Here is a 25,062-nt window from a genome sequence, read left to right as displayed (position 1 = left end):
GCCGTGCTTTACCCCGACGACGGCCAAGGCTTCGCCTTGTATGCCCGTCAGGGACAGACCTTGCACGCCATCACCCACGAAGGCCGCCCGGTGCGCTTTCGGACGTTTGAAAAGGCGCTCACGACGCTGGCGAGCTATACCTCAGCCTGACATGCTGGAATCAAACAACCAACTCTACCCGGACCCGCTTTCCCAAAGCGGCAGCGGCGCTGGCCAGCGTTGTCAGGGTCAGGCTGGTATCAGTGGCATCGAGCAACCGATTCAGCGCCGCACGGCTGGTATGCATCTTGGTGGCCATGGCCGTCTTGGAAAGCTTCTGTGCTTTCATTTCCTGCTCAATCTGCCAGGCAATGACCCGCTTCATAGCCGTCGCCATCGCGTCTTCCAATAAAGCTTCCTCGGCCAGAAAATCGTCGAAATTGCTGCCGATGTGTTTGTTTTCCATGGTCTTCACTCCTTGACTTGTTTTAGTCGGTTTTTCGCGAGCGCGAGGTCATCCGCCGGGGTGCTGCTGGATTTTTTGATGAACCCATGGAGCAGCACCATGGTGTTCCCGTTGACGGTGAATAAAACACGGGCAATTCGAGTCTGAAGGTGGATACGCACTTCCCAAAGATCCTTGCCCATTTTGCGCACCAAAGGCATTCCCAATGGCCAGCCGAATTGCACGGTTTTGATATCTTCGCCGATAGCCTTCCGCTCGATGGCTGGCAAATTTTTCAGCCAGTCTCGCACTGGCTCATTGCCCGACTCGTATTTGAAAAAGAAAACAAGGAGGATAGGAGGAGTTGGGCTAAGCATGATGCAATCGTACCAACATTGGTACGATTGTGCAAGTGGGTGATTTGCAAATAATGTGAGCTGGCGGTGATGCAATGCAAGCTGGCCGGATCGAATGCGAGTTCAGGCGAGGCCGGCATGGCTTCAGTTTGGGACTATGACATAGTGCTGATGGCAATTTCTCATCTGACCGACGCCATGAACCGCTACCGCGAAGGGCGTGGCGAGAAGCCGAGCCGCATCTTTCGACCGCATATGTCGGAAATTCTCAAGTTCTGCCGCCGCTCCGATGGTGGCCGCCAGTACGAGGAAATCGAAGGGGCGTTGAAGCGCCTTGGCACCACGTTCGTGGAGATGGTGACGCAGGCCAAGGGCAAGCGGGCTTTGCGCACGGCCAAGGGGGTAGGACTGATTAACGCTACGAGACGGTTTCCTATGCCGACAATGGCCGGCTTACGAGCGTTTCTATCGAGGTGCCGCAGTGGCTCTATAGCGAGGTGGTCGAGGTGAAATCCCCGGCCGTCTTGACCGTCCATCCCGAGTATTTTCTGATCGAGCCGGGCATAGGCCGGTTCCTGTATCGGCTTGCCCGCCGCGCTGCTGGCAAGGCCCGTGCGGCCAGCGTGCCGGCGTCACCAGTCCAGCGGCCAGCGCATCGAGCAAGGCGCGTCATCGCGCCGGTTCCTGATAGACGCAGAGATGGCGACAGGGCGGCCACCTGGTCGGGGGATTTTGTCGCCAACGGTTCCTAATCGACGGAGCCGGCCTGTTTCGAGCGTCCAGCTTGTGGATAGCCCGTCCATCAGGAACCGGGCACCCATGCAAGTCATTGATTTGTAACGATTTTTCGGTGGTTTTTCGCTCTAAAACTCTTAAAACATATATAAAACCTTAAAACCTTGGCCGTTGTGGATAACTCGACCACCTGCGCAAAACGAAACGCCGTTGGCGGCCTGCGGCCATGACTCTTTGTTGAGGCGCGGCAAGACAGTGCTGGCAAAATAGGCCGCCGTGGCCGCTCGGGCCATGCCGCGTGCAAGCGGGCCTGGCGCGCAACACCCGCAAGCCCGACAAGCCCGACAAGCCCGACAAGCCCGACAAAACCGCCATGAATTCCCAAGGAGTCGTTTTGACCGCCCTGTATCCCGTACTTGCCACCGTGGCCGCCTACCTGCTGGGCTCGCTGTCGTTCGCGGTCATCGTGACGCGGCTCATGGGTCTGAGCGATCCGCGCACCTATGGCAGCAAGAACCCCGGCGCGACCAATGTACTGCGCTCCGGCAGCCCGGTTGCGGCGGTCGTGACGCTGCTGCTCGACGCGCTCAAAGGCTGGTTGCCGGTGGCGCTGGTGCTGGAGTTCGGGCGCCCCCATGGTCTGGAAGATGGCTGCGCGGCCAGCGTGGGGCTGGCGGCATTCGTGGGGCATCTGTGGCCGGTGTTCTTCCGCTTTGCCGGTGGCAAGGGCGCGGCCACGGCGCTGGGTGTGCTGCTCGGCATCAGCGGCTGGTTGGGGCTGGCCACGGCCGTGGCCTGGCTCGTCGTGGCCCTGGTTTCGCGCTATTCGTCGCTGGCCTCGCTGGTGGCTGCGGCGTTTGCGCCGGTCTGCTACCTGCTGATGGGGGGCGCGGCACCGATGGCGGCGGCGATGGGGGCGATGGCGCTGCTGCTGGCCTGGCGGCACAGGGACAATATCCGGCGGCTGATCGCGGGCAAGGAGGCGCGCCTGGGGGGGCGCAAAGCCGTTCGGTGACCCATCCGGTCATTCGTCGACACAGGCCTGCGCTGCATACAAGCCCAGGCGCACCATGGTGCGGTGGTCGAGTTCCAGGCTCACGGCAGAGCGTGCCAGCGCGAACTGTATGCGGGGTTTTCCGCTCGCGGTCTGGTACAGGCTGGGCCGGGAATACGGGCTGCCGTTGCGTTCGAGCAGGCTGGCCACCAGCGGATGGTTGGGCTTGTCGCTGCGGCGCAGCACGAGGGCCGTATCGCCGTTGTCCAGCTTGACGAAGGTGCCCGGAGGGCATAGTCCGATGCAGCGCACCAGCGCATGGCTGAGTTCGTCGCGCTGATCGACTTGCTGTCCCACGATGGCGCGCACCGAGTCGGTGGCGCTGCGCCCGGCGCGTGATTTTCGCGGGCTGATCATCGCCGCGTAGCGGTCTATGGTGCCCAGGATGCGCGCCAGCCGCGCTGGCGCTGTCTGCGTGGCCAGCGGCACGCGCTGCGCGCTGCTGGCGTGGTGCTGTCCGACGACCGCCAGCCACAGCGCGTCGGTGATGTGCAGCCGCTCGAGCAGGGCCTGGCCCGCAGCGGGATGCTTGTCGATCGCCTGCTGCTGCATGGCGCTGGGGCGTTCGCGTTGTTCGGCCAGTTCGTTTTGCAGCGCGGTCATGCCGATGTTCATCGTCAGCGCGGCCCGCACCAGGCTGTCGCGCTCTGGCCGGGGCAGTTGCAGCTCATGCGCCATGATGTGGCACAGCGTGCCGCAAACCAGTGCGTGCGAAGCGCTGTAGCCGACGGTGGAGGTCGACGCCAACTGAAACATCAGGTACAGCGCGGCATCGATGTCGTGCGCCACCAGGTCCTGCAACCAGGCATCGAACTGCCGCAGCTTTTGCGCAAAGTCCTGCGCCTGCAATGGCCAGGACAGCAGCGCGGACAGCCCCGATTCCAGATCGGACCACAGGCCCAGCAGGTCTTCGTACTCGCCCTCGGGGTCCGGGTTGCCGGCGGTGTTGGGGGAGGCAGACATGGCGGCCCTCACTGGCGTTTTTCCAGCACCAACCGGTCGTTGATGCGGGTCATTTGAAACTCGGTCAGAAAGCTGTTGCCCAGCAGCACATAGGGCATGGGTTGCTCGGTGATGACCGCATCCACGTCAAACACCTCGACATCACCGATGCGCACCGAGTCGAGCTTCATCCACCAGCCTTGGCCGATGCCATTGGCGGTGTTCATGCGCATCGGCTGGCCGTTTTTGTATTTCAGCCCCATCCGGTCGGCGTCCGTGCGCCCGACGGCGACGGTGGAGGCTCCGGTATCTATCATGAACTGCATCACCTGCCCATTGATGGTGCCGCTGTTCACGAAATGGCCACGGCTGTCGGCGATCAGCGTGATGCGCTTGCCGCTGCCGCTGCGCCCGCCGACGCTCACCGGCGCACCCAGCCGCAGGGTGTTGCGCACGCCCCGGATTTCGACGGTCGCCTCTTCCCTGGTGGTCGCGATCACTTTCACCCCCTGGTATTGCTCCCCCACGCCCACGGCACGCGGCGGGTTGGCATCCACCACCAGCAAGGCTTTGCTGCCGAGCATGCCGGCCAGGGTGACCGACTGGGCATGGCCCGCCGAGGGCAGCAGCCAGAGCGCGCCGCACAGGGCCGCCAAGGCGCGCCGGGCGGTTGGCTGCTGGCGCAATGTCCGTGGCTCGGTCATGGTCGATGGATGGTGGGGGGGAGGACGACGCTGCGCCGGCTCAATCGCGGAAGTTGTCGAACGACAGCGGCACATCGGTCACCTCCTTGCGGATCAGGGCCATCGCGGCCTGCAAGTCGTCGCGCTTGGCGCCGGTCACGCGCACCTTGTCTTCCTGGATCGCGCCCTGGACCTTGAGCTTGCTGTCCTTGAGCAGCTTCTGGATCTTCCTGGCCAGTTCGCTTTCGATGCCGCTGCGCACCTTGAGCAACTGTTTGACCTTGTCGCCGCCGATCTTGCGCACCTCGCCGATGTCGAGAAAGCGCACATCGACGCTGCGCTTGGTCAACTTGTTGCGCAGCACGTCTTCGATCTGGGTGAGTTGGAAGTCGGCGTCGCCGATGAGCGTGATCTCGCGCTCCTGGATCGTTATGCTGGCCGCAGTGCCTTTGAAGTCGAAACGGGTGGCGATTTCCTTGGCGGTGTTCTCGACCGCGTTCCTGACGTCAACCAGGTTGGCTTCGCAAACAGTGTCAAAAGATGGCATGGTGGCTCTCGGTCTCGGAAAACACGGGGCATGGCGCAGACGGCCCAATGCGACAATCGGGCCAATGGTAGTCGAGAACAACGTCTCTTTGCAGCCTTGGAACACCTTTGGCATCGCCGCGCGCGCCCAGGCCCTGGTGCGCGTGCGCTCTGTGGCTGATTTGCAAGCCGTAGCCGCCGATGCCGAACTGGCCCCGTTGCCGAAACTGGTGCTGGGCGGCGGCAGCAACATCGTCCTGACGGGCGATGTCAAGCCGGTGGTGCTCAAGATGGAGATCATGGGGCTGCGTGTGCTGGCAGCAGGCCCCAAAGCCTGGATCATCGAGGCCGCTGCGGGCCAGAACTGGCACGACTTCGTGACCTGGACGCTGGCGCAGGGGCTTCCGGGGCTGGAGAACCTGGCCCTGATCCCGGGCACGGTGGGTGCGTCGCCGGTGCAAAACATCGGCGCCTATGGGGTCGAGTTGCAAGACCGCTTCGAGTCGCTGGACGCCATCGATCTGGCCACGGGCCAGGCTTTCACGCTGGATGCAGCCGGCTGCGGCTTCGCTTACCGGGATTCCGTTTTCCGGCATGCCGCCGCTGCCGACCCTGGTGCGCAGACCGGCAGCGGCTTGCCCCGTGGCATGGGCCTGGCGGGCAGGGCCGTGATCACCCATGTGCGGTTTCGGCTGCCCCGGCCCTGGAAGCCCGTGCTGGGCTATCTCGACCTGGAGCGTCGCTGCGTCGAGACCGGTGTCGCGCACCCCGATGCCAGACAAATCTTCGACTGGGTCTGCGACATCCGCCGCGCCAAGCTGCCGGACCCGGCGGTGCTCGGCAACGTCGGCTGCTTCTTCAAAAACCCCACGGTGTCGCCCGACCAATGCGCCGACATCATCGCGCGCGACCCCAGGGTTGTGCATTACCCCATGCTCGACGGCAGCTTCAAACTGGCCGCCGGCTGGCTGATCGAGGTCTGCGGCTGGAAGGGCAAAACGATCGGCAAGGCCGGCGTGTATGAAAAGCAGGCCCTGGTGCTGGTGAACCGGGGCAGCAACGGTGACAGCGTGACCGGCGGCGAGGTCATGACGCTGGCCAAAGCCATACAAACCAGTGTCTACGAGCGCTTCGGCATCCGGCTCGAACCCGAGCCGGTGGTGGTGTAGGGCGGGGCGGGATGGGGTTGGCCGCAGGGCTGCGGGGCGCCGGGCCGGTCGATATCAGGTGCTGGTCCGGCCGGACTTCAGACAGGAGCCGGGCAGGGTATGCTCGCAGACGCCGGCCATTGGCCTAGTGTCGCGTCACCGATCAGATGTTGTAGGCTGCGCGCAGCCATCGGAGCGCAGCGCAAGGCGCATCGCGCAGCCAATACCGAGCGTATTGGCAAGCGATGCAACGCCGCGATGCGCTTCGATGGCCAGCGCGGACCGACAGATGATCGGTGACGCGACACTAGAGTCCTCGGCGGGCGAAAATTCGGCGTGCCCGGCAATGTGCATGCCCAACGTCCGCCCGACATTCGCATGACCGAGGCCGCCCGGTAGCGCATCTGCCAGCATCTGCCATTTCGACCGACCGCATTCCCAAGATCGCAACGGACACTCTTTTCTTATTTACTCATGGCCACCATTCTCCAAAACCTGCCCACCGGCCAGAAAGTCGGTATCGCTTTCTCCGGCGGCCTGGACACCAGCGCCGCCTTGCTCTGGATGAAGCGCAAGGGCGCCAAGCCCTACGCCTACACCGCCCATCTGGGCCAGCCTGACGAGCCCGACTACGACGCCATACCGCGCAAAGCGCTCGAATACGGCGCCGAAAAGGCCCGCCTGATCGACTGCCGCACGCAACTGGCCCATGAAGGCATTGCCGCCCTGCAGGCCGGCGCCTTCCACATTTGCACTGCCGGCCTGGCCTACTTCAACACCACGCCTCTGGGCCGTGCCGTCACCGGCACCATGCTGGTGGCCGCGATGAAGCAAGACGAGGTCGACATCTGGGGCGACGGCTCGACCTTCAAGGGCAATGACATCGAGCGCTTTTACCGCTACGGCCTGCTGACCAACCCGGCGCTGAAGATCTACAAGCCCTGGCTCGACCCGCTCTTCATCGACGAGTTGGGCGGCCGCGCGGAAATGTCGGCGTTTATGGCGCAGGCCGGTTTCGGCTACAGGATGAGCGCCGAAAAAGCCTACAGCACTGACAGCAACCTGCTCGGCGCTACGCACGAAGCCAAGGATCTGGAACTGCTTTGCCGCAGCATCCGCATCGTCCATCCGATCATGGGGGTGGCGTTCTGGAAAGACGAGGTCGAGATCCGGCGCGAAGAAGTGTCGGTGCGCTTCGAAGAAGGCCGGCCCGTGGCACTCAATGGTGTGTCGTTCAGCGACCCGGTGGAACTGATCCTGGAGGCCAACCGCATCGGCGGCCGCCATGGTCTGGGCATGAGCGACCAGATCGAAAACCGCATCATCGAGGCCAAGAGTCGCGGCATCTACGAGGCCCCGGGGCTGGCGCTGCTGCACATCGCCTACGAGCGCCTGGTGACCGGCATCCACAACGAAGACACCATCGAGCAATACCGCATGAATGGCCTCAAGCTCGGCCGTCTGCTCTACCAAGGCCGCTGGTTCGACCCGCAGGCGATCATGCTGCGCGAAACCGCCCAACGCTGGGTGGCGCGGGCCGTCACCGGCACCGTGACGCTGGAACTGCGCCGTGGCAACGACTACTCGCTGCTCGACACCGAAAGCCCCCACCTGAGCTACGCGCCCGAGCGCCTGTCGATGGAGAAGGTGCAAGACGCGCCGTTCTCGCCGCTGGACCGCATTGGCCAACTGACCATGCGCAACCTGGACATCGCGGACACCCGCGACAAACTCGGCGTGTACGCGCGCGCCGGCCTGTTGTCGCTCGGCGGCAATGCGGCGCTGGCCCAACTGGACAACGACCGCCCGCAAGGCTTGGCGCCGGCGGCTGACTGAGCGACCGAGCCATCGGCAGCGGCGGTATCTTGCCGCCACCCCGGCAAGCGCTCCGGCTCCGGCGCACAGTGTTTACTCCAGCAGCAACGGCACGATCGCGCCCGGCGACGGATTGGCCAAGACCATCGATGTGCACCGGGCCTTGCCCGGCGCCGGCGCCAACGGCCATGCGGAGCAGGCGATCGAGGCGTCCGACGAACCCATGGGCTTCGTTGACGCAATGTTCGATGCGCCCTTGGGCTTGCGCACCCGTGCCGTGGCGGCGAATGGGTCGCTGCGTTACGCCAGATCGATGCCGGAATCGAGGATGCGCGCAATGTCACCGTGGGTTTCGTCGAGTTGCACAAGCGTCGCTTGGCGCGCGGCGAGCGGGTCACGGTTCACCAGCGCGGTGAGAATCGCCTTGTGGCGGGGCAGGGACAATGCGTGTGTGTTCGGGTGCTTGCTGCTGAGTTTGATGGACTCGCTCAACGCAAGCGACAGCATGTTTGCAATGTAGGCGACCAGGTCGTTGCCGGTGGCCTGGGCGATGCTCCGGTGGAACGCCAGGTCGGGCTCGAGCAGCTCTTGGGGCGTGCTGGCCGCTTCCATCCCGGCGAATGCCTGTGCGATTTTCTCCAGCGCTTGCGCGGAAGCTACCTTTGCCGCAAGCGCCGCCGTGGCCGGCTCAAAGATTCGCCGCATCGTCATCAGCGTCTCGACGAACTCTTGCGCCGGTCTGGACTGGATCATCCAGTACAAGACATCGGGATCGAGCAAGTGCCAGTCGATCCGCTCCCTGACGATTGCGCCAGCGCCTTGCCGGGATATCACCAGGCCCTTGGCGACGAGCACGCGCATGACTTCGCGCAGGACGGGCCTGCTGACCGAGTAAGTTGCGCAAAGCCGCGCCTCCTGCGGCAGTTTCTCCCCGGGCTTGTAGTCCCCCGCCACGATTCGAATGCCGAGTTCGTGCACGATGCGCGAATGCCTGCTTTTGCGTTCCGGTGGGCAACGGTACCCGAGGTCAGATTGGTGCAGTCCCATGGTGGTGGCTCGAAGAAAAGATTGGCGTGCCCATCCTGCCGGAATTCATGCGTGCGCGCTGGCCGGTTTGATGACGGCGCAGCCATGCGCCGCGCGCCTGAGCGCACCGGTGCCATGTACGCGATCGGTCCGTCGTTCGACACCGACGGGAACGCCTTCGATGTCCGCCCCGTCTGCCGACGAAGGCATGAGGCCAAACTCCTGCACCTCCACGCCACATGGCGCGGGCAGCGCGCGGCCGGGCGCAGTGTCCCGAATGACGTGGCGGTTGGCATCGCGTGTGCCGGTGCGGGCGCCGGCGATCACCGTTCCTCCTGCGCGAGCGAACGCCTCGATTGCCTGAGTCCACGCATCCTTGCAGATGACCCCCATTGACCCCCATTGACCCCCATGCGCGATGAAGAAAACCGTCAGGCGCAAGAGATCGTCCTGCGGGGGCACGAAGCCGCAAGGAATGCCATCGTGGTGGCCAGCGCGAGCGCCAGACCCATGGCAGGCGCGCGCATGGACACCAGCACCCGGATGACATTGTTCGTCAACGACCGGCAGCACTGCGGGTCGTCGAGTCATTCCCGGTAGTCATCCGAACCGACCCAGGTCTTTGCGCCGATGCCGTCCCGGTCGTGCAAGCCGATCCACACGCTCTGCACCGCAGAAGCGGCGATGATCGTGCCAAAGAGCGCGATGCCGGGCAAAAGAAACCGCACCGGGTAACCGGGTAGAGCCAATGGGCCAATGGAGCCCACTGCGGTTGCTGCGCCAAAAGCCCATGGCCATCTTGTTGAAACGTTCATGGTTCGTGAATCAGGATGGCTTGCCGTTCGTGGTCACGATCACATTCCATGAACCCGGCTTGAATGTGGCCGTCACCAGATGGCCACTGATCTCGACCCGCGAGTTGGGCCGTGGGGAAACCGTGTCCGGAGCCGCCACCGTATTGACCGCCTTCATGTCCGCGTGGTGCAGTTCGGAGGCCGCGACCAGACGCTGCTGGTCGCCCAGGCCGCGCAGTTCGATGGTGATTTCCTGCTCTTGGCTCAAGTGGCGGTTCAGCGCGAAGATGGCGGTCTGGCCGGTGGCGTCGTCATGCACGACGCAGGCGCACAGGTAGGGCACTTCCGGGAAGGTCTTCGATTCATAGCCGGGCGAGCGAATCACCGGTCGCAGCACCCTGCCGTGGGCAAAGCGGGAGGCTTGTGCAAACGGATGGAAGATGGTCTGGCGCCATGCCGCACCTCCCGGCTCGGTCATGATGGGGCCGATCACATTGACCAGTTGCGCCATGCAGGCCGTTTTCACGCGGTCGGCATTGTTCATCATCACGATCAGCGCGCCGCCGACGGCCAGCGCGTCCTCGTGGTTGTAGACCTCTTCGATCAGCCGTGGCGCCTGCGGCCAGCCTGGCTTGCGGCGATCGTCCAGGGTGCGCGCCTTGTACCAGACGTTCCATTCGTCGAACGACAGCATGATGCGCTTGTGCGAGTGCTTGCGCGCCGCCACGCTGTCGGCCACGGCAACCGTGTCCTCGATGAAGCGATTCATCTGGTCGATGTTGGCGAGGAACTCGGCGCTCGAATGGTGCGGGTTCTCGAAATAGGTGTGCAGCGAAATGAAGTCCACCTCGTCGAAGCAATGCTCCAGCACCGTGTCCTCCCATTGCCCGAACGTCGGCATGCCATGATTGGAGGAGCCACAGGCCGCCAGCACGACGCCCGGATCGACCAGGCGCATCAGTTTGGCGGTCTCTTGTGCGATGCGGCCATACTCCTGGGCCGTCTTGGCGCAGATTTGCCAAGGGCCGTCGAGCTCGTTGCCCAGGCACCAGAACTTGATGCCATGCGGCGCTTCGTAGCCATGCGAGCGGCGCAGGTCGGACAGCGCGGTGCCGCCCGGATGGTTGCAGTACTCCAGGAAATGCCTGGCCTGGTCAGGCCCCCGGGTGCCAAGGTTGACGGCAAACATCGGTTCGACACCGACGGCGCGGCACCAGTCCATAAACTCGTTGGTGCCAAACTGGTTGGTTTCGGTCGATAACCAGGCCAGGTCCAGCCGCGTCGGTCGGGCCTCCTGCGGGCCGACGCCATCTTCCCAGTGGTAGCCCGACAGGAAGTTCCCGCCGGGATAGCGCACGATGGTCGGCCCAAGCTCGCGCGTCAAGGCCATGACATCGCCGCGAAAGCCGTGCGCATCGGCGCTGGGATGGCCGGGTTCATAAATGCCCGTGTAGACGCAGCGGCCCATGTGCTCGACAAAAGCACCGAACACGCGGCGATCGAGCGCGGAGATGACGAAGTCGCTATCGACGACCAGGCGGGTGGAGATCATGTCTTGTCCTTGATGGATGAAAGGGGGGATGGAGGGCGGGCATCAGCGCACCGAATCGAGCAGTTTGTTGACGCGCGTCTCGGCGGCGTTCTGCATGTCCTTCAAGGACTTCTTGCTGGTCAGCATGTTGCCTATCTCTTGGTCTACCGCGATTTGTATCGCCCGCTGGCGCGGAATGGACAGCGGTATGCCGCGGCCGCTGGCGGATATCTCGGCGATGTTGCTGCGCATCGGCAAGGCTTTGAACCCCGGGCTGGACAGTGTCAGCTTGCTGATCGGCAGGTGGCCGGTGCGCGCCCATTCCACGTCGTTGTCCCAGATGAACTTCAGAAAGGCGAGCGCGGCCTTGCGGCTGGCCTCGTCCTTGGCCCCGCCCTTGAGCATCACCCAACTGTGGCCGTCGGCGCACACCGCTTTCTGGTCGAACAACTGCGGGAAGGGATAGACCGCATAGCCTTTTGCCAAGGGGGTGTCGGCTTTCTCGGCTTGCGCCACGAAGTCGTCGATCTTCCAGGTGCCCACGACGACAACGCCGACCTCGCCATTGACAAAGGCCTGGTTGGAGGGGCCGTAGTCGAGGCCGGTCATGACCAGACCTTCGCTGTAGATCTGGTTCATCAGCTTCAGCGCCTTGGTCGCCTGCGGCGACTTCATGTCGATGCGCGGCTTGGCGCCATCCGTAAACAGCTTGGCGCCGTTCTGCTGATAGAGCAGCGTGAGAAACGTGCGCATGTAGGACGCCGACGAGTTGACCGTTTGCCACGCGAAGTAGGGCTTGCCCGTGGCCTGTTTGAACTGCCTGGCCTGGGCGAACAGTTCTTCCGGCGAGCCTGGAATGACGGGGCTGCCGTCCGGTTTGGTCAGGCCCGCCTTCTTCATGAGGTTCAGGTTGAAATGCCAGAGCCAGGCGTGGGTGTCGAAAGGCAGCGCGTAGGTTTTGCCGGAGAAACTGGTCCCGGCCCGGGCCTGATCGCTGAACTGCGCCGTGTCGATGCCCACCGACTTGAAACTGTCGTCCATCGGCTCGATCAGTTTGCGATGGACGAAGTCGCCCAGCGATGATTCGTGCATGACCGCGATGGTCGGCACATCGCGCGCCACGATGCGCGCCGTGAGTTGGTCGTAGTACGGGCCCCACTCCACGATCTGCGGCTTGACGACGATGTTGTCCTTGTTGGTCGCATTGAATTTGTTGACCAGCGTCGTGATGATGCCGCACTCGCCACGCGCTGCTTTCACGTCGATCGATTTGCCGTAGTCGGCCTCGCAAGAGCCGAAAAAGCGCGCCAGCGTGATCTCCGTTCTGGCCTGGGCCAGCGCACTGCCCGCAGCGCAGGCGAGCAGGCCAATGGCGGCCAGGTGCGATGTCATCTTCATGCGTGTCTCCTTATCGGTCATTGATGGGTCATCGATGGGTCATCACTTCACGGTCGTGCCGGACACCGCCGCAATGATGTATTTCTGGAAAAACAGGTAGAGGATGAACACCGGCAGCCCTGCGAACACCGCTTGCGACATCAGGTAGCCGATGCCTTCGGACTGGCCGAAGTTGGACTGGGTGGACGCCAGCCCCAGGGTGAGCGTGTACATCTCCGGTTTGGACGCCGAAATCAGCGGCCACAGATAATCGTTCCACGCATGCAGGAAGGTGAAGATGCCCAGGGTCGCCTGCGCGGGGATCGATAGCGGCAGGATCACCCGGAAAAAAATCTTCAGGCGCGAGGCATTGTCGAGCAGCGCTGCTTCCTCGATATCGCGCGGAATCGCCTTGAAGTACTGCGTCATCAAGTACACGCCAAAGGGCATTGCCAGCCGGGGCAGGATCAGCGCCGTGTAGGTGTTGTGCATCTCGAGGTCGGCAAACATCAGGTGCAAGGGCACGATGATGGCCTGCTCCGGCACGGCCAGCCCGGCCAGCACCAGAACGAACAGCACATTCTTGCCGGGGAACTCGGTGCGGGCGAAGCCGTAGCCCGCCAGCGAGGCCAGCACCAGCATGGCCAGGGTTTGCGATAGCGCGACGATGATGCTGTTGACGATCCACCGGAACACCGCCGAGGTGCCGATGATGTCGATGTAGTTCTTGAGGGTGAACGGGCCGGAGAAGATCACATCGGTGCGCTGCGTGAGAAACTCGTTCGGCTTGAACGAGAGCGCGAACACCCACATGAGCGGCGCCACCCACACGATGGCCAGCGCAATGACCGCCGCAAGCACCAGGCGGTCGGCCAGATTGTTGCCGACGATGTTCATGTCAGAACGCCTCCTTGCGGCCGGACACCCACATCTGGAGCGCCATGGCGACCAGCATGATGCCCAGCAGCACCTGCGAGGCAGCGGCGGCATTGCCCAGTGTCCAGTGCGTGAAGCCGGATTCGTAGATGAACTGCACGACGGGCCGCGAACTATTGTTCGGGCCGCCCTGGGTCAGCAGTTGCGCCTGCCCGAATACCTGGAACTGGAGAATGACCTCGATCACGGCCACCAGCACCACCGTGCGGCGAATGGCCGGCAGGGTGATGTGCACCAGCGTGCGCCAGCGGCTCGAGTTGTCGAGCGCGGCGGCTTCATAGACCTCGCCCGGCACCTGTTGCAGCGCGGCCAGAAACAGCATCATCGGCAAACCGATGATCCACCACACCGTGACGGCGGCAATCGTCGGCAAGGCCCAGGCTTCGCTCGTCAGCGGCGAGAACCCGGGCAGGCCGGCGGCGTTCGCAAGGTTCGCCAGCAGCCCGTGGTGCGGCATCAGCACCAGTTTCCACACCAGCGTGACGATCGTCACCGACAGCACCGACGAGCCAAAGAAGATGGCGCGCAACACCGCGCCGGTGCGGCCCGGCCGGTTCAGCGCCAACGCCAGCGCCAGGCCCAGCACCACGAACACCGGCGTTGACATCAGCACGAAACAGAAGGTGTTGCGCACTGAACCCATGAAAATCTCGTCGCCCCAAAGGTCCGCGAAATTCTTCAGGCCGACGAACTCGGAGGTCTGCGACAGCATGTCCAGATCCTGCAGGCTGGTCCACATGCCGCGCACCAGCGGCGCCACCAGCAGCGCGAGGTAGACCGCCAGGAAGGGCGCGATGAAGAGGGCATTCGACCAGCGCGCGCCATGCACACGCCCATGCCCATGGTCCGCCACCGCCTTCATGCCGCACCCCGTGGTTGGCGCGGCAGGGCATGGTATGCGGTCCCCGCTTCGTCAAACAGATGGACGGCTGCGGCATCGAGGCGCAGCCCCACCGTTGCGCCTGCCGCGATCTCACTGTCGCGATGGGCGTGGGCGACCACGGAACTGCCGCAACCCAGCACGACATGGACATGGGTCTGGTCGCCGAGCCGCTCGACCAATTCCACCCGGCCAGCAATCAGGCCGGCTTGCCCGGAATGGTCGATCACCAGCGCTTCCGGCCGAACGCCGAGCGTGTAATGAGCACTGCGGCCACCACGACCACCACCGGGCAAACCCGCAGCAGCCACCGTGGTTTGCACCACCGAGCCATCGGGCAGCCGCACCGCAACCGCGCCGACGCGCTCAGCCGCCAGTTCCACCGCGATGAAATTCATGGCGGGCGAACCAATGAAGCCGGCCACGAAGCGCGAAGCGGGCTGGCGGTAGATATCCATCGGGCGCCCGACCTGCTCGATCTTGCCCTCGTTCATCACGACGATGCGGGTGGCCAAGGTCATGGCTTCCACCTGGTCGTGCGTGACGAAAATCATGGTCGACTGCAAACGCTGGTGCAGCCGCGCAAGCTCGACCCGGGTGCGGGAGCGCAGGGCGGCATCGAGGTTGGACAGCGGCTCGTCAAAGAGGAAGGCGTAGGGGTCCTTCACAATGGCGCGACCGATTGCCACACGCTGGCGCTGCCCGCCCGACATCTGCGCCGGCCGGCGCTGCAACAGCGGCGCCAGTTCCAGCATGCGGGCGGCCTCCTGCACGCGCCGGTCGATCTCGGCGGCAGGCAGGCGCACATTGCGCAGGCCGAACGCCATGTTCTCGTAGACCGTCATGTGCGAGTACAGCGCGTAGTGCTGAAACACCATGGCCACGCCGCGCGCACCGGGCGCCAGTTGCGTGACATCACGTCCGGCAATATGAATCTGCCCGGCCGACACCGAGTCGAGACCGGCGATCATGCGCAGCAAGGTCGATTTGCCGCAACCGGACGGACCAAGGAACACGAAGAACTCGCCGCGCCCGATCTCGAGGTTGAAGTTCCTGATGACCTCGACCGCGCCATAGCGCTTGTCGAGTCCGGTGATCTGGATGCCGTCCATGGTGCGCGTCTCCTGAAATCGTTTGGGCTGTAGTCGATGCAAATGCCGTGGCACAGCCGCGCCGCGCCGGCCGGCAAGACGATCGGAGCCGCAGCCTGCGCCGGCCTGCCGCACATGCGCGGCATACAGCGTGCGGTAACCGCCGCTGTCGGTTGAAACGGCAGCGCATCGACCCGTTCTTGTCGGCGCTTCCGAAGCATTCGGCGAACCCGGGCTTGACGGACGACGGCGACATGAAAACCTTCGTGACCTTCGTGAATGCGAGCGCCACGAATTCAGGATGGGCAGACCCGTTTGCGCGTGGCCTCCAGCCGCTGTCGAATCTGCTCTCGGCGCTCGGGTGCCGCCATGAATTCCTGAAAGCCGTTCAGACCGGCCTGTGCCATGTCAGCGCTTGCAGCCACGGCAGCCAGCACGGCGCCGCCGAGTGGGACGATCTCGCGACGCCTGGTCGCCATTGCGTTGATCACGTTGACTCCCGGTTGACTGACCCCTGACCCGCTCGAAGAACTTGCAGCGATGGAATGCGTGGCGAAACGATGATAGGCAGACTTTCTTTGCCGTAATTACCGGAAAAACCCTGACGAAGCATCGATTCAGAACAGATAGTATGACTATCATTCTTGACATGCTGGGTGTCGAGCAGCGCCAACCCGCGCCGGTATGGCGGTGCAGGCCAGGCCACCTGCCACCTTTCTTCCTCTTTCCTCCTTGCGAGCAGCGAGCGCTTGCAGCACGGATGAATCTCGTGGAAACCCCGCTTGTTTTTCTGAAATACCAGGACATGCTGTGCATTCCGTGTGCATTTCGATGACCCAGGAGACCCCCCCGTGCATTCCCTCAGCATCCCGTCCCGTCGCCGTATCCTGAGGGGGAGCGGCGTTGCCGTTGCTGCCGCGCTGCTCGCCGGCCATCGGGTGCTCCGGGCGCAAGACAAGGCGAGGCTGAGTTTTGCGGCCGTCACGTTCAGCGAGGCTGGTCGGGGCGAACGCCTGAAGGCCTGGGTCGGGAAGTTCAACCAGAGCCAGACTGCTGCCGAAATCCAGCCCATCGCCATTCCCTTCGGGAGCTTTGCCAAGACGGTGTTCACGCAGATGGGCGGCGGCGCGGGGCCTGATCTGGTGCGCATGGACTTGATCGACTACTACGCGGCGGTACAAGCCAGGCGCGTCTTGGCGCTCGATGACTTGCTCAAGGCCGAGGACTACCGGTTCACGGCCTCGGACAGGCACATGATCATCGGCGGCAAGCGCTACGGCGTGCCTTTCGAGATCAGCCATTACGTGCTGCTGTACAACCCGGCGCTGCTCAAGGGCGGCAGGCCACCGGCCGATTTCGACGAATTCCTGGCCAGCGCCAAGGCTGCCACCGGCAACGGCGTCTACGGCTTTGCGTACCGCGCCACGATGGCCGAGGGTTCGGGCTTTTGGCAAGACCTGTGCAGTTTCGTCTACGGCTTTGGCGGCCGCTGGAGCGATGCGCAGGGTCGCCTGACGCTGAACGACCCGAAGGTGATCGAGGGTGTGGCCGCTTACAAGAAAGTCTACGACGCCGGCGTGATTCCCAAGGGGGCGGATGCTGCCACCTATCGGCGCATGTTCTGGGAGCGCAAACTGGCGATGGAGATCGACAACGGCGGCGTGGCCGGCATCTTCAGCCAGCAGGCGCCGCAGTTGTCGTTTGCGGCCGCGCCGGCGCCATTTCCGACCCGGGCGCAGGGCATGGTGCTGACCGCGCTCACGATCAATGCCAACACCAAACACAAGGCGGCCGCGCAAGCCTTCGTCAAGTGGGCGCTGCAACCCGGGAACCAAAAGCAATTGCAAGAGCTTCTGGGCGCCAGCAGCGTGGCCACCGTGGTCGATCGCAGCCCGGAGGATCTGGCCAGCAAGCCCTGGCTGAAGGTGTATGACGAGCAGGCTCCGCATGGCATTCCGCAGGTGGTTGCGGGCCTGGAGGCCAAGACGCCGGAGATCCAGCAGATCGTGCTCGAGCAGGTGCTCAAGGTCTTGCAGGGCGGCATGGCGCCGAAGAAGGCGCTGGACGATGCCCAGCGTTTGGTCTTGGCGCGCGTGCTGCGCAAGTAAACCCGTGCCTGCGCCGCCGGCTCGCCCGATTCACCCGATGCGCCCCCATGCCGCGCCATCTCCGGTCGCCGCCATGCCGGCGCGGCCGGGCCGTGACTGGACGCCATACTGGTTCGCCGCGCCCGTGGCCCTTTATTTGCTGCTGTTCCAGGGCTATCCGCTGGTGCAGGAGCTTTATCTGAGCTTCACCTCGACCGCGTTGCTGACGCCCGACCAGCATGTGTTTGTCGGGTTGCAGAACTACATCGATCTGGTGACGCAGGAGGACTTCCGCCAGGTTTTGCTGATCACCGCCATCTACACGGTGGTTTGCGTGGTGGCGGCGATTGCGCTGGGCCTGGGTGCGGCGCTGCTGCTGGATGCGCCGTTTCGCGGACGGGGCCTGGCGCGGGCGTTGGTGACGATTCCCTGGGCCGCGCCGCCGGTGGCCGTGGCGCTGATCTTCGTCTGGATCTACAACGGCCAGTACGGCATCTTCAACCATCTGCTGGGCGCGCTCGGCGGGTCGGCCCGGCTCGAGAGCTGGCTCGACAGCCCGGCGCTGGCCTTGCCTGCGGTGTTGCTGACGACCATCTGGCAGATTTTTCCGTTTGCCGCCGTCGTCATCCTGGCCGCGCTGCAAGGCGTCTCCTCTGAGCTGCGCGAGGCTGCGGTGATCGACGGCGCGCACCGGCTGAGCGTATTTCGCGCCGTGGTCTGGCCGAGCATACAGCCCTCGGTGGCACTGCTCGCGCTGTTCCTGAGCATTTGGTCCCTGCGCCGCTTCGACCTGATCTGGCTGATGACGCAGGGCGGCCCGATCGGCTCGACCAACACCCTGGTGATCGAGCTGTACCGGCGGGCCTTTGTCTACCGCGATCTGGGGCAGGGTGCGGCTGTCGGCATGGTGGGCTTGTCGATTGCGCTGCTCATCACCGTGGTCTATTTCCGCCATATGCAGCGCGCCGGGCACGGCAAGACCGTGGCGCGCCGAGCGCCCGGGGAACGGCAGCGATGAGTTGGCAGCACGCGCTGCGCATGATGCTGGTGTTGGCGCTGCTGGGCGTGGCCGCGTTCCCGCTGTACTGGATGCTGGTCACCTCGCTGACCGCGTCGCCGAACCTGTTCGCGGCCAGGCCGCAACTGCTGCCGGACTGGTCGCAATGGCCGGTCTACGGCCATGCGTTCAGCGCCACGGCCGTTGCCGTCTGGCTCAGGAACAGCGCCATCGTCGCCTTCGGCACGGCGGCGCTGAGCATCGCGCTGGCGCTCTTTCCGGCCTATGTGCTGTCGCGCTACCGCAGCCGGGCGCTCGCCATCCTGGGGGTCGCGCTGTTTGTCACGCAGATGCTGCCCGAGGCCATGCTGGTGGTTCCGTTGTACGCGATCTTCGGCCAACTGGGCCTGCTCGACAGCCTGACGGGCCTGATCCTGGCCAATACGGCGTTCACGGTGCCGGTGATCACGCTGATCCTCAAGGGGGCGGTTGACGGCGTGCCGATCGACATCGAGGAGGCTGCCGGCATCGACGGCTGCTCGCGCCTGGGGCTGGTGCTGACCGTGGTGCTGCCGCTGGTGGCGCCCACCCTGGCGGCCGCTGCCGTGATCGCTTTCTTCCACGGCTGGAACGAATATGTGTTCGCCCAGACGCTGATCAGCGACCAGGGCTTGCAGACCGCTTCGGTCGGCCTGGCCGGATTCGTCGGGGAACTGAGCACCCCCGTGCATACCGTGATGTCCGTCGGGCTGATGTACACGCTGCCCGCCGTCATCTTCTACCTTTTCGTGCAGCGCTATGTCGTCTCCGGCATGACCGCCGGCAGCGTCAAGGGCTGAGCCTTTTGCGGACACATCCATCATGGCAGCCATCTCCCTGCGGGGCGTGAGCAAGAGCTTCGGTGGCAAGAAGGTCGCCGATCAGATCACGTTCGATGTCGCCGACCGCGAATTCCTGGTGCTGCTCGGGCCTTCGGGCTGCGGCAAATCGACCTTGCTGCGCATGCTGGCGGGTCTGGAGCAAGTCGGCAGCGGCGAAATCCATGTCGGTGCGCGGCGCGTCGATACCTTGCCGCCCAGCGCGCGCGACATGGCCTTCGTGTTCCAGTCCTATGCGCTGTACCCGCATATGACGGTGCGGCGCAACATCACTTTCCCGCTGATCATGCGCGCGCACCGCTGGTGGTTCCATCTGCCGCTGATCGGCGGCCTGGCCAAGCGGCGCATCGAGCAGACGCCGGCGGTGCGCGCCCTGGTCGAGCGCACGGCCAGGACGCTGGCACTGACCGACATGCTCGATCAGTACCCGCGAACGCTATCGGGCGGGCAGCGCCAGCGTGTGGCGCTCGGGCGCGCGCTGGTGCGCCAGCCCGAGGTGTTCCTGATGGACGAGCCGCTGTCCAACCTCGACGCCAAGCTGCGCAGTTCGATGCGCGCCGAGATCATCAAACTGCACCGCGAAGTGGGCAGCACCTTCGTCTATGTGACGCATGACCAGATCGAAGCCATGACCATGGGCACGCGCATCGCGCTGATGCGCGACGGCGTGGTGCAGCAGTTCGGCACGCCGCGCGACATCTACACCGACCCGGCCAACAGCTTCGTGGCCCGCTTCATCGGCACGCCGCCGATGAACCTGATCGAAGCGCGCATCGTGCCGCAGCGCGGCCTGGCCATTGGCCCGGTGCTGCTGCCGCTGCCCGGGCACCTGGCCGCATTGGAGCAGCCGACGGCGCGCGATGTCCTGCTCGGCATCCGCCCGCATGCGCTGCGTCCGGGCCGGGGCAAAGACCTGCTGGCCGGCCAGGTGGTGCTCGTCGAGCATGCCGGGGCCGAGTCCATCGTCAGCATCAGGCTCGACCATGCCCACACCGCCCACCACGAGGACGGCACCAGTGCCGCCGAGGTCATGCTCGTGCTCCAGGGTTACAGCGACTTGTGCGCCGGCCAGCCGGTGCAGTTGTCGCCCGATCTGGGCGAAGCCGTCGTGTTCGATCGCGCCGGCCAGCGCATCCGCGTTCCGGCGCATGACCGCCGGCATTGATTCCTCTGACCCGGGGCCAGCCATGCACACCATCAAAATCGCATTTCACGGCACGAACGCCGCCAATTTCCGCCAGGGTTTCGAGACCCTGATCGGGCACCTGCGGCACCCGTTCGAGATCGTCGATCTGAGCGACACGCTGGCCGCCCCCGGCGAGCGCGCGCATTACGCGAGCGCCGAGGTCATCGTCAGTATCCGGCTCGATCGCGAGCTCCCCGGACCTGCGCGGGTGCGCCTGTTCCACGCGCCGTCTGCGGGCACCGATGCCATCGACCAGGCGCTGCTGCCGCCGGGCGCCATGCTGTGCAACTGCTTCGGCCATGAGCAGGCGATTGCCGAATATGTGCTGGCGGCGCTGCTGCAACGCCATGTCCCGCTGGCGCAGGCCGACGCCGATCTGCGCCGGCAGCGCTGGACCTACTGGGCCGGCAGGCCGAACGCGCTGCACAGCGAACTGGGGGCGCAGACGCTGGGGTTGCTGGGTTTTGGGCATATCGCGCAGGCCATCCTGGCAAGGGCCAAGGCTTTCGGCATGCGGGTCACGGTCGCCAACCGCAGTCACGTTCACGACCAGCGCGCAGACCAGGTGTTCACGCTGGAACAGTTGCCCGCATTCATGGCCTCGGCCGACGCCATCGTGGTCTCGCTGCCGTTGACGCCGCAGACCACGGGCCTGGTCGGTGCCCAGGCCCTGGCCGCGATGCGGCCCGAGGCATTGATCCTGAACGTCGGGCGAGGCCCGGTGATCGATGAGCAGGCGCTGTTCGATGCGCTGTCCCGGCGCCGCATCGGCGGCGCCATCATTGACACTTGGTACCGCTACCCGAGCGCGCACCAGCCCGAATGCAAGCCCGCGCACCTGGATTTCGAGTCGCTGCCGAACCTGCTGATGACCCCGCATATGTCGGGCTGGACCGCCGGCACCGTGCGCCGGCGCCAGGAAACCATGGCCGACAATATCCGGCGCTGGATGGATGGCGCAGAGCCGATCAACCTGGTTTGGCGCAGCCCCATCGGCGCTTCATCCTGATGCAGGCCGGTGCCATGAGCGAACACAATCCGGCGCCGGCCTTGCACGCGCCCACCGGCCTGCGCCGGGACGAAAGAGAAGAAGCGCGCGCGGCAGCCTGGCCTGGCCTCCACTGACCTGTTGATTTTTTCGACCATGAACCACGATCGACATCCTCGTCCCCCACCGCTTGGCAGCAGCGCCTTGGCGGTTGTCACCAGCCTGGTCGCGGCGCGGCGCAGTGGACGGCCGGCATCGGCCCTGGCGCAAGCGGTGTGCAGCGACGACGAGGCCTACGCCATCCAGGATGCCGTGGCCAGCGCGCTGGGCTGGTTTGGCGACAGCCCGCCCAAGTACTGGAAATCGGGTGGCGCAGCGCGGGACATGGCGCTGACCCACGCGGCCCTGCCACCTGCCGGCGTGCGCACGGCGGGGCAATCGCTGGCCGACCTGCGCTGGCAGCAGCCGGCCGTCGAGGCCGAGATCGCGCTGCGCCTGGCCCGGGAGGTGACACCCGAACAGGCGCAGCGGCTGAGCCACGCCGATGGCCCGGGCCTGGTGGACGCCATGGCCGTCGCGATCGAGATCGCCGACTCGCGCTGGCAAGAGGGCTTGCAGGCACCGGCCGCCCTGCGGCTGGCCGATCAGGGCTCGCATGGGGCCTTGGTTCTGGGCCCGTGGATGCGCTGCCGAGCGCAAGACTGGGCGCGCCAGCGCTGCGAACTGCGCTTTGGCGCGGCGCCGCCAGTGAGCGCCAACACCGGCGCTTACTCCCTGGGCGATCCGCTGTGGCTGCTGCCGATCTGGCTGCGCCACGCCACGCGCGGCGGCCGCACCGTGGCCGCGCACAGCGTGGTCACCACCGGTTCCTGGGTAGGCGCCATCCCGATGCCGGCAAACGCCGAGGTGCTGGTTCGCTTCCCCGGGCTTGGCCAAGTCGGCCTGCGCGCAGGCAGGGTCGAAGCCGCGCTGTATGAACCCGATTGAACGGCCTCAAAATCCCAGCGTGCGTCCATCCGGATTGCGCGGGTCTGAATAGCCGTAGAAAGCGCCATCCTTGATCTGTATGGTTTGGGTGCGCCCCATGGCAGGCTGCACGCTGATGGTTTGCCCCTTGTTTTGCAAAATCCTGAGCGTATCGGCGCTGATGCCTTTTTCGATACGCAACTGATCTGGCGCCCATTGGTGGTGGATGCGCGGCGTGACCGCTGCTTCGGCAACGTTCATGTCGTGGTCGATCACGTTCAGGATGGTTTGCATCGTGGTGGTGATGATGCGGCTGCCGCCCGGGCTGCCAGTGGCCAGGAATGGCTTGCCATCCTTGAGCACAAAGGTCGGCGACATGGAGCTCAGCGGGCGTTTGCCGGGGCCGACGGCGTTGGCGTCACCACCCACCAGGCCGAAGGCGTTTGGCACGCCGGGCTTGGCCGAGAAGTCATCCATCTCATTGTTGAGCATGATGCCGGTGCCGGCGGCGACGATGCCGCTGCCGAAATTCAGATTCAGCGTATAAGTGGCGGCGACCAGATTGCCTTTCTCGTCGGCAACGGAAAAGTGCGTGGTTTGATCGCTTTCATGAGGCAGCGGTTTGCCGGGCTTGATGTCTGAGGAGGGAGTGGCGCGCTCTGGATCGATTTTCTGCGCCAACTCATCGGCATAGGCGCGCGATGTCAGCCCCTTGACCGGCACCTTGGTGAAATCCGGATCGCCCAGATATTCGGCGCGATCGGCATAAGCCCGTTTCATCGCTTCGGCCTTCAGATGGATGGTTTGTGCGCTGTTGGCGCCGTATTGCTGCAAGGGATAGCGTTCGAGGATATTCATCATCTGGATGATGTGAACACCGCCTGAGCTTGGCGGCGGCATCGACACCACCTGATAGCCACGATAATTGCCAACCACCGGCTCGCGTTCGATCACCTTGTAATTCTTCAGATCGGCGCTGGTGATCAAGCCCTGGTGCTGCGCCATTTCAGCGACGATTTTCTGGCCGATCTCGCCTTCATAGAAGGCAGCCGGGCCTTGCTTGCCGATCAGTTCGAGCGACCTGGCCAGGTCTTTTTGCACCAGCCGTTCACCGGCTTGCAGCGGACGGCCGTCCTTGAAGAAAATCGCCTTGCTCGATTCCCATTGACCGAGGTGCGCGCGTTCTTCGGCCAGAATCAGCGCCAGACCCGGGCTGACAGGGTAGCCTGTTTCAGCCAGCTCGACCGCCGGCGCAATCACGTCGGAGAGTTTCATCGTGCCGTATTTTTGCAGCGCGTGGGCCAGGCCCGCGACCGTGCCGGGCACGCCGACGGCGAGGTGGGTATGGAGCGAGCGTCCGGGCACGACATTGCCCTGCCCATCCAGATACATGTCGCGGCTGGCTTTGGCCGGCGCCATTTCACGGAAATCGAGGGCGACGTTTTTGCCGGTCTTTGCATCGTGAATCATCATGAAACCGCCACCGCCGATATTGCCGGCATTCGGCAGCACGACCGCCAAGGCAAAGCCGACCGCAACGGCAGCATCGACGGCATTGCCGCCACGCTGGAGGATGTCGAGACCGACTTGCGAGGCCAGCGCCTGCTCGGAAGCGACCATGCCATTTCTGCCCATCACCGGGCTGATGATGTCGTAGGTCAGGTCATACCGGGGGGCCTGCGCCGCAGTTTGTGCCTGGGCAAATGCGCAGAAAGTGTAGAGGGGCAGTAATGCAATACAGGTTGATTTGATGAAGCCTTTGATTTTCCACATGGGAGATCTCCTGGACAGTGACATTCTCGGGATTGTAGCCTTGGAAAACGCACTGCCCATAAAATGATGGATGAATTTTTGGAGGAAGGCACACCGCCGTCAAGCACTTGCACAGGCACGGATTGCGCGGGGCCGTTGCATCGTGTGTTTTTTGTTGTGCAGGCGTTCACGCCAGCCAGGGTCTGTTGGCATGTGCTTGGTGGTGTTTGCTTCAGGCAGAAAATTCGTTGTCATTGGTCATGGTTTCATCCCGTGGTTGTTGTCGCTTGAATTGCTTGGCATGAAATCGGCCCGCATGGCGGCAACGACGATTGCGGCCTGTTCCAGCATATCCTGCGCATCGCTCGGTTCAACAGAGTCGCCTTCGTCGTCGGCCACGTAGCGGAACATCTCTGCGTGTTTCAAGAGACGCCCCATGTACTTCGGTAGAGGGCCGTTCTTGACGAGCCGATCACTGCCAGGCCACCCAGCTATCCAGTGCTGGTTATCCGAACCGCTACACCGCCAAGGCGGGCAATATGTTGCCAATACTCGCCAATGGCACACCAGACCACGACGACATGAGCATCATCGGCGATGGCTACGTGATGCCCGCAGGCTGGAAAGGCCACATCATCCTGCACCGGGACAGAATCGCCGCTGGCCCTGCCGATCAGGTGCTCACCATCGAAGTCCGGGAACTGTCCTGAACGGCTGCGCAACTGGAGGGCCGCATGAGCGCGTCCGGCACCAAGGCGCTGGCCCGGGCCTGGGCATGCATCGCGCAGGAGAGCAGCAAAAAACAGGCGTCAATCTCACCCTTCGAGACTGCACATTGACGGCTTTCAGGGCGAAACCGACAGTCGCGGCATTGCTTGTTGCGACCGATCG

31 protein-coding genes are annotated in these 25,062 nt (G+C 64.2%); 15 read left to right on the top strand and 16 right to left on the bottom strand.

The genetic code is table 11. The features are described from left to right. Positions 1-3 precede the first annotated feature (3 nt). Positions 4-150, top strand: a complete 147-nt coding sequence (locus VEIS_RS28940) for a hypothetical protein (RefSeq protein WP_157048554.1) — start codon at positions 4-6, stop codon at positions 148-150. 10 nt (positions 151-160) lie between these two features. Here VEIS_RS28940 and VEIS_RS16835 read toward each other — a convergent pair whose 3' ends face one another. Then, positions 161-445, bottom strand: a complete 285-nt coding sequence (locus tag VEIS_RS16835; RefSeq protein WP_011811184.1) for an XRE family transcriptional regulator — start codon at positions 443-445, stop codon at positions 161-163. A gap of 5 nt (positions 446-450) precedes the next feature. Continuing rightward, positions 451-801, bottom strand: coding sequence for a type II toxin-antitoxin system RelE/ParE family toxin (locus VEIS_RS16830; protein ID WP_011811183.1), 351 nt, complete (start codon positions 799-801; stop codon positions 451-453). 69 nt (positions 802-870) lie between these two features. Between VEIS_RS16830 and VEIS_RS29835 the strand changes: the two genes are divergently transcribed. The 3 genes from VEIS_RS29835 to plsY all read left to right on the top strand — a co-directional run bounded on the left by VEIS_RS29835 (position 871) and on the right by plsY (position 2,530). After that, positions 871-1,290: a replication initiator protein A gene (locus tag VEIS_RS29835; RefSeq protein WP_011811182.1), complete on the top strand. Its 420-nt coding sequence runs from the start codon at positions 871-873 to the stop codon at positions 1,288-1,290. Beyond that, positions 1,254-1,532 carry a replication initiator protein A gene (locus tag VEIS_RS31695; protein WP_198137881.1) on the top strand — a complete coding sequence of 93 codons (279 nt, stop codon included), beginning with the start codon at positions 1,254-1,256 and terminating at the stop codon, positions 1,530-1,532. The genes VEIS_RS29835 and VEIS_RS31695 overlap by 37 nt, the downstream gene beginning before the upstream one ends. 377 nt (positions 1,533-1,909) lie before the next feature. Continuing rightward, positions 1,910-2,530 (top strand): glycerol-3-phosphate 1-O-acyltransferase PlsY, encoded by a 621-nt coding sequence (plsY, locus tag VEIS_RS16820; RefSeq protein WP_041950963.1) that lies wholly within the window; start codon positions 1,910-1,912, stop codon positions 2,528-2,530. A 9-nt stretch (positions 2,531-2,539) separates the two neighbouring features. On the opposite strand, the gene VEIS_RS16815 is transcribed toward plsY, so the two are convergent. From VEIS_RS16815 to VEIS_RS16805, 3 genes are read right to left on the bottom strand one after another with little or no spacing between them, the layout of a single operon-like run. Continuing rightward, positions 2,540-3,532: an HD-GYP domain-containing protein gene (locus tag VEIS_RS16815; protein WP_011811179.1), complete on the bottom strand. Its 993-nt coding sequence runs from the start codon at positions 3,530-3,532 to the stop codon at positions 2,540-2,542. A gap of 8 nt (positions 3,533-3,540) precedes the next feature. Beyond that, a complete protein-coding gene (locus VEIS_RS16810; protein ID WP_049773948.1) occupies positions 3,541-4,215 on the bottom strand; it encodes a retropepsin-like aspartic protease family protein in 675 nt (224 codons plus the stop codon). A 40-nt stretch (positions 4,216-4,255) separates the two neighbouring features. Continuing rightward, positions 4,256-4,741, bottom strand: coding sequence for a YajQ family cyclic di-GMP-binding protein (locus tag VEIS_RS16805; RefSeq protein ID WP_011811177.1), 486 nt, complete (start codon positions 4,739-4,741; stop codon positions 4,256-4,258). A 64-nt stretch (positions 4,742-4,805) separates the two neighbouring features. On the opposite strand from VEIS_RS16805, the gene murB reads away from it, so the two are divergent. Beyond that, on the top strand, positions 4,806-5,888 hold the full coding sequence (gene murB, locus VEIS_RS16800; protein WP_011811176.1) for a UDP-N-acetylmuramate dehydrogenase: 1,083 nt from the start codon (positions 4,806-4,808) through the stop codon (positions 5,886-5,888). Positions 5,889-5,965: 77 nt separating this feature from the next. Here murB and VEIS_RS27815 read toward each other — a convergent pair whose 3' ends face one another. Then, a complete protein-coding gene (locus tag VEIS_RS27815; RefSeq protein WP_157048553.1) occupies positions 5,966-6,175 on the bottom strand; it encodes a hypothetical protein in 210 nt (69 codons plus the stop codon). Between the two features lie 166 nt (positions 6,176-6,341). Between VEIS_RS27815 and argG the strand changes: the two genes are divergently transcribed. Beyond that, positions 6,342-7,703 carry an argininosuccinate synthase gene (argG, locus tag VEIS_RS16795; protein WP_011811174.1) on the top strand — a complete coding sequence of 454 codons (1,362 nt, stop codon included), beginning with the start codon at positions 6,342-6,344 and terminating at the stop codon, positions 7,701-7,703. 279 nt (positions 7,704-7,982) lie between these two features. Here argG and VEIS_RS16790 read toward each other — a convergent pair whose 3' ends face one another. Beyond that, positions 7,983-8,729, bottom strand: coding sequence for a FadR/GntR family transcriptional regulator (locus VEIS_RS16790; RefSeq protein ID WP_011811173.1), 747 nt, complete (start codon positions 8,727-8,729; stop codon positions 7,983-7,985). Positions 8,730-8,774: 45 nt separating this feature from the next. Beyond that, positions 8,775-9,101 carry a beta-galactosidase trimerization domain-containing protein gene (locus tag VEIS_RS29825; protein ID WP_041950118.1) on the bottom strand — a complete coding sequence of 109 codons (327 nt, stop codon included), beginning with the start codon at positions 9,099-9,101 and terminating at the stop codon, positions 8,775-8,777. A gap of 18 nt (positions 9,102-9,119) precedes the next feature. Between VEIS_RS29825 and VEIS_RS29820 the strand changes: the two genes are divergently transcribed. Next, positions 9,120-9,308 carry a hypothetical protein gene (locus VEIS_RS29820; protein ID WP_041950117.1) on the top strand — a complete coding sequence of 63 codons (189 nt, stop codon included), beginning with the start codon at positions 9,120-9,122 and terminating at the stop codon, positions 9,306-9,308. On the opposite strand, the gene VEIS_RS28935 is transcribed toward VEIS_RS29820, so the two are convergent. Genes VEIS_RS28935 through VEIS_RS16755 form a run of 6 tightly spaced genes read right to left on the bottom strand, consistent with a single transcriptional unit; the run spans position 9,296 to position 15,338 of the window. After that, entirely contained in the window at positions 9,296-9,475 is a 180-nt protein-coding gene (locus VEIS_RS28935) for a hypothetical protein (RefSeq protein WP_157048552.1), read from the bottom strand. The two genes, VEIS_RS29820 and VEIS_RS28935, sit on opposite strands and share 13 nt — an antisense overlap. A 58-nt stretch (positions 9,476-9,533) precedes the next feature. Further along, positions 9,534-11,054 carry an arabinosylfuranosidase ArfA gene (arfA, locus tag VEIS_RS16775; RefSeq protein ID WP_011811170.1) on the bottom strand — a complete coding sequence of 507 codons (1,521 nt, stop codon included), beginning with the start codon at positions 11,052-11,054 and terminating at the stop codon, positions 9,534-9,536. Between the two features lie 42 nt (positions 11,055-11,096). Continuing rightward, positions 11,097-12,431, bottom strand: a complete 1,335-nt coding sequence (locus VEIS_RS16770; RefSeq protein ID WP_011811169.1) for an extracellular solute-binding protein — start codon at positions 12,429-12,431, stop codon at positions 11,097-11,099. Between the two features lie 42 nt (positions 12,432-12,473). Beyond that, entirely contained in the window at positions 12,474-13,307 is an 834-nt protein-coding gene (locus tag VEIS_RS16765; RefSeq protein ID WP_011811168.1) for a carbohydrate ABC transporter permease, read from the bottom strand. A gap of 1 nt (position 13,308) precedes the next feature. After that, positions 13,309-14,208 carry a carbohydrate ABC transporter permease gene (locus tag VEIS_RS16760; protein WP_011811167.1) on the bottom strand — a complete coding sequence of 300 codons (900 nt, stop codon included), beginning with the start codon at positions 14,206-14,208 and terminating at the stop codon, positions 13,309-13,311. After that, positions 14,205-15,338, bottom strand: a complete 1,134-nt coding sequence (locus tag VEIS_RS16755) for an ABC transporter ATP-binding protein (protein ID WP_011811166.1) — start codon at positions 15,336-15,338, stop codon at positions 14,205-14,207. Before VEIS_RS16755 ends, VEIS_RS16760 begins: the two co-directional genes overlap by 4 nt. Positions 15,339-15,571: 233 nt before the next feature. Here VEIS_RS16755 and VEIS_RS29815 point away from each other — a divergent pair, with 233 nt between their 5' ends. The 7 genes from VEIS_RS29815 (at position 15,572) to VEIS_RS16720 (ending at position 22,440) form a co-directional block, all read left to right on the top strand. Further along, positions 15,572-15,835 (top strand): hypothetical protein, encoded by a 264-nt coding sequence (locus VEIS_RS29815; RefSeq protein WP_198137880.1) that lies wholly within the window; start codon positions 15,572-15,574, stop codon positions 15,833-15,835. A 333-nt stretch (positions 15,836-16,168) separates the two neighbouring features. Further along, a complete protein-coding gene (locus VEIS_RS16745) occupies positions 16,169-17,425 on the top strand; it encodes an ABC transporter substrate-binding protein (RefSeq protein WP_011811164.1) in 1,257 nt (418 codons plus the stop codon). A 124-nt stretch (positions 17,426-17,549) separates the two neighbouring features. Next, positions 17,550-18,422: a carbohydrate ABC transporter permease gene (locus VEIS_RS16740; protein WP_232287727.1), complete on the top strand. Its 873-nt coding sequence runs from the start codon at positions 17,550-17,552 to the stop codon at positions 18,420-18,422. After that, complete coding sequence (locus tag VEIS_RS16735; protein ID WP_011811162.1) at positions 18,419-19,240, top strand: carbohydrate ABC transporter permease; 822 nt, start codon at positions 18,419-18,421, stop codon at positions 19,238-19,240. The genes VEIS_RS16740 and VEIS_RS16735 overlap by 4 nt, the downstream gene beginning before the upstream one ends. A gap of 22 nt (positions 19,241-19,262) precedes the next feature. After that, positions 19,263-20,444 (top strand): ABC transporter ATP-binding protein, encoded by a 1,182-nt coding sequence (locus tag VEIS_RS16730; protein WP_011811161.1) that lies wholly within the window; start codon positions 19,263-19,265, stop codon positions 20,442-20,444. Positions 20,445-20,466: 22 nt separating this feature from the next. Then, positions 20,467-21,474, top strand: coding sequence for a 2-hydroxyacid dehydrogenase (locus VEIS_RS16725; protein WP_011811160.1), 1,008 nt, complete (start codon positions 20,467-20,469; stop codon positions 21,472-21,474). Positions 21,475-21,609: 135 nt separating this feature from the next. Further along, entirely contained in the window at positions 21,610-22,440 is an 831-nt protein-coding gene (locus VEIS_RS16720) for a fumarylacetoacetate hydrolase family protein (protein WP_011811159.1), read from the top strand. A gap of 6 nt (positions 22,441-22,446) precedes the next feature. Here VEIS_RS16720 and ggt read toward each other — a convergent pair whose 3' ends face one another. Both ggt and VEIS_RS28930 read right to left on the bottom strand, forming a co-directional pair. Then, positions 22,447-24,192, bottom strand: coding sequence for a gamma-glutamyltransferase (ggt, locus tag VEIS_RS16715; RefSeq protein ID WP_011811158.1), 1,746 nt, complete (start codon positions 24,190-24,192; stop codon positions 22,447-22,449). A 237-nt stretch (positions 24,193-24,429) separates the two neighbouring features. Continuing rightward, the gene (locus tag VEIS_RS28930) at positions 24,430-24,597 is read right to left on the bottom strand and encodes a hypothetical protein (RefSeq protein WP_157048551.1); all 168 of its coding nucleotides are present in this window, start codon (positions 24,595-24,597) and stop codon (positions 24,430-24,432) included. 113 nt (positions 24,598-24,710) lie between these two features. Here VEIS_RS28930 and VEIS_RS28925 point away from each other — a divergent pair, with 113 nt between their 5' ends. Further along, a complete protein-coding gene (locus tag VEIS_RS28925; protein WP_011811156.1) occupies positions 24,711-24,881 on the top strand; it encodes a hypothetical protein in 171 nt (56 codons plus the stop codon). Positions 24,882-25,062: the final 181 nt, after the last annotated feature.

This window comes from Verminephrobacter eiseniae EF01-2 (genome assembly GCF_000015565.1).
GTDB classification, from domain to species: domain Bacteria; phylum Pseudomonadota; class Gammaproteobacteria; order Burkholderiales; family Burkholderiaceae_C; genus Acidovorax; species Acidovorax eiseniae.
Note: the sequence above shows the minus strand (reverse complement) of the source record. Positions and strands in the feature narration are given on the sequence as shown.

Excerpts from the sequence above, each read along its gene's own strand:
- VEIS_RS16835 (WP_011811184.1), bottom strand. The coding sequence starts at position 445 with ATGGAAAACAAACACATCGGCAGCAATTTCGACGATTTTCTGGCCGAG.
- VEIS_RS16830 (WP_011811183.1), bottom strand. The coding sequence starts at position 801 with ATGCTTAGCCCAACTCCTCCTATCCTCCTTGTTTTCTTTTTCAAATAC.
- VEIS_RS29835 (WP_011811182.1), top strand. The coding sequence starts at position 871 with ATGCAATGCAAGCTGGCCGGATCGAATGCGAGTTCAGGCGAGGCCGGC.
- VEIS_RS16815 (WP_011811179.1), bottom strand. The coding sequence starts at position 3,532 with ATGTCTGCCTCCCCCAACACCGCCGGCAACCCGGACCCCGAGGGCGAG.
- VEIS_RS16810 (WP_049773948.1), bottom strand. The coding sequence starts at position 4,215 with ATGACCGAGCCACGGACATTGCGCCAGCAGCCAACCGCCCGGCGCGCC.
- VEIS_RS16805 (WP_011811177.1), bottom strand. The coding sequence starts at position 4,741 with ATGCCATCTTTTGACACTGTTTGCGAAGCCAACCTGGTTGACGTCAGG.
- murB (WP_011811176.1), top strand. The coding sequence starts at position 4,806 with ATGGTAGTCGAGAACAACGTCTCTTTGCAGCCTTGGAACACCTTTGGC.
- argG (WP_011811174.1), top strand. The coding sequence starts at position 6,342 with ATGGCCACCATTCTCCAAAACCTGCCCACCGGCCAGAAAGTCGGTATC.
- VEIS_RS16790 (WP_011811173.1), bottom strand. The coding sequence starts at position 8,729 with ATGGGACTGCACCAATCTGACCTCGGGTACCGTTGCCCACCGGAACGC.
- VEIS_RS29825 (WP_041950118.1), bottom strand. The coding sequence starts at position 9,101 with ATGGGGGTCATCTGCAAGGATGCGTGGACTCAGGCAATCGAGGCGTTC.
- VEIS_RS29820 (WP_041950117.1), top strand. The coding sequence starts at position 9,120 with ATGCGCGATGAAGAAAACCGTCAGGCGCAAGAGATCGTCCTGCGGGGG.
- arfA (WP_011811170.1), bottom strand. The coding sequence starts at position 11,054 with ATGATCTCCACCCGCCTGGTCGTCGATAGCGACTTCGTCATCTCCGCG.
- VEIS_RS16770 (WP_011811169.1), bottom strand. The coding sequence starts at position 12,431 with ATGAAGATGACATCGCACCTGGCCGCCATTGGCCTGCTCGCCTGCGCT.
- VEIS_RS16765 (WP_011811168.1), bottom strand. The coding sequence starts at position 13,307 with ATGAACATCGTCGGCAACAATCTGGCCGACCGCCTGGTGCTTGCGGCG.
- VEIS_RS16760 (WP_011811167.1), bottom strand. The coding sequence starts at position 14,208 with ATGAAGGCGGTGGCGGACCATGGGCATGGGCGTGTGCATGGCGCGCGC.
- VEIS_RS16755 (WP_011811166.1), bottom strand. The coding sequence starts at position 15,338 with ATGGACGGCATCCAGATCACCGGACTCGACAAGCGCTATGGCGCGGTC.
- VEIS_RS29815 (WP_198137880.1), top strand. The coding sequence starts at position 15,572 with ATGAAAACCTTCGTGACCTTCGTGAATGCGAGCGCCACGAATTCAGGA.
- VEIS_RS16735 (WP_011811162.1), top strand. The coding sequence starts at position 18,419 with ATGAGTTGGCAGCACGCGCTGCGCATGATGCTGGTGTTGGCGCTGCTG.
- VEIS_RS16730 (WP_011811161.1), top strand. The coding sequence starts at position 19,263 with ATGGCAGCCATCTCCCTGCGGGGCGTGAGCAAGAGCTTCGGTGGCAAG.
- VEIS_RS16725 (WP_011811160.1), top strand. The coding sequence starts at position 20,467 with ATGCACACCATCAAAATCGCATTTCACGGCACGAACGCCGCCAATTTC.
- VEIS_RS16720 (WP_011811159.1), top strand. The coding sequence starts at position 21,610 with ATGAACCACGATCGACATCCTCGTCCCCCACCGCTTGGCAGCAGCGCC.
- ggt (WP_011811158.1), bottom strand. The coding sequence starts at position 24,192 with ATGTGGAAAATCAAAGGCTTCATCAAATCAACCTGTATTGCATTACTG.
- VEIS_RS28925 (WP_011811156.1), top strand. The coding sequence starts at position 24,711 with ATGTTGCCAATACTCGCCAATGGCACACCAGACCACGACGACATGAGC.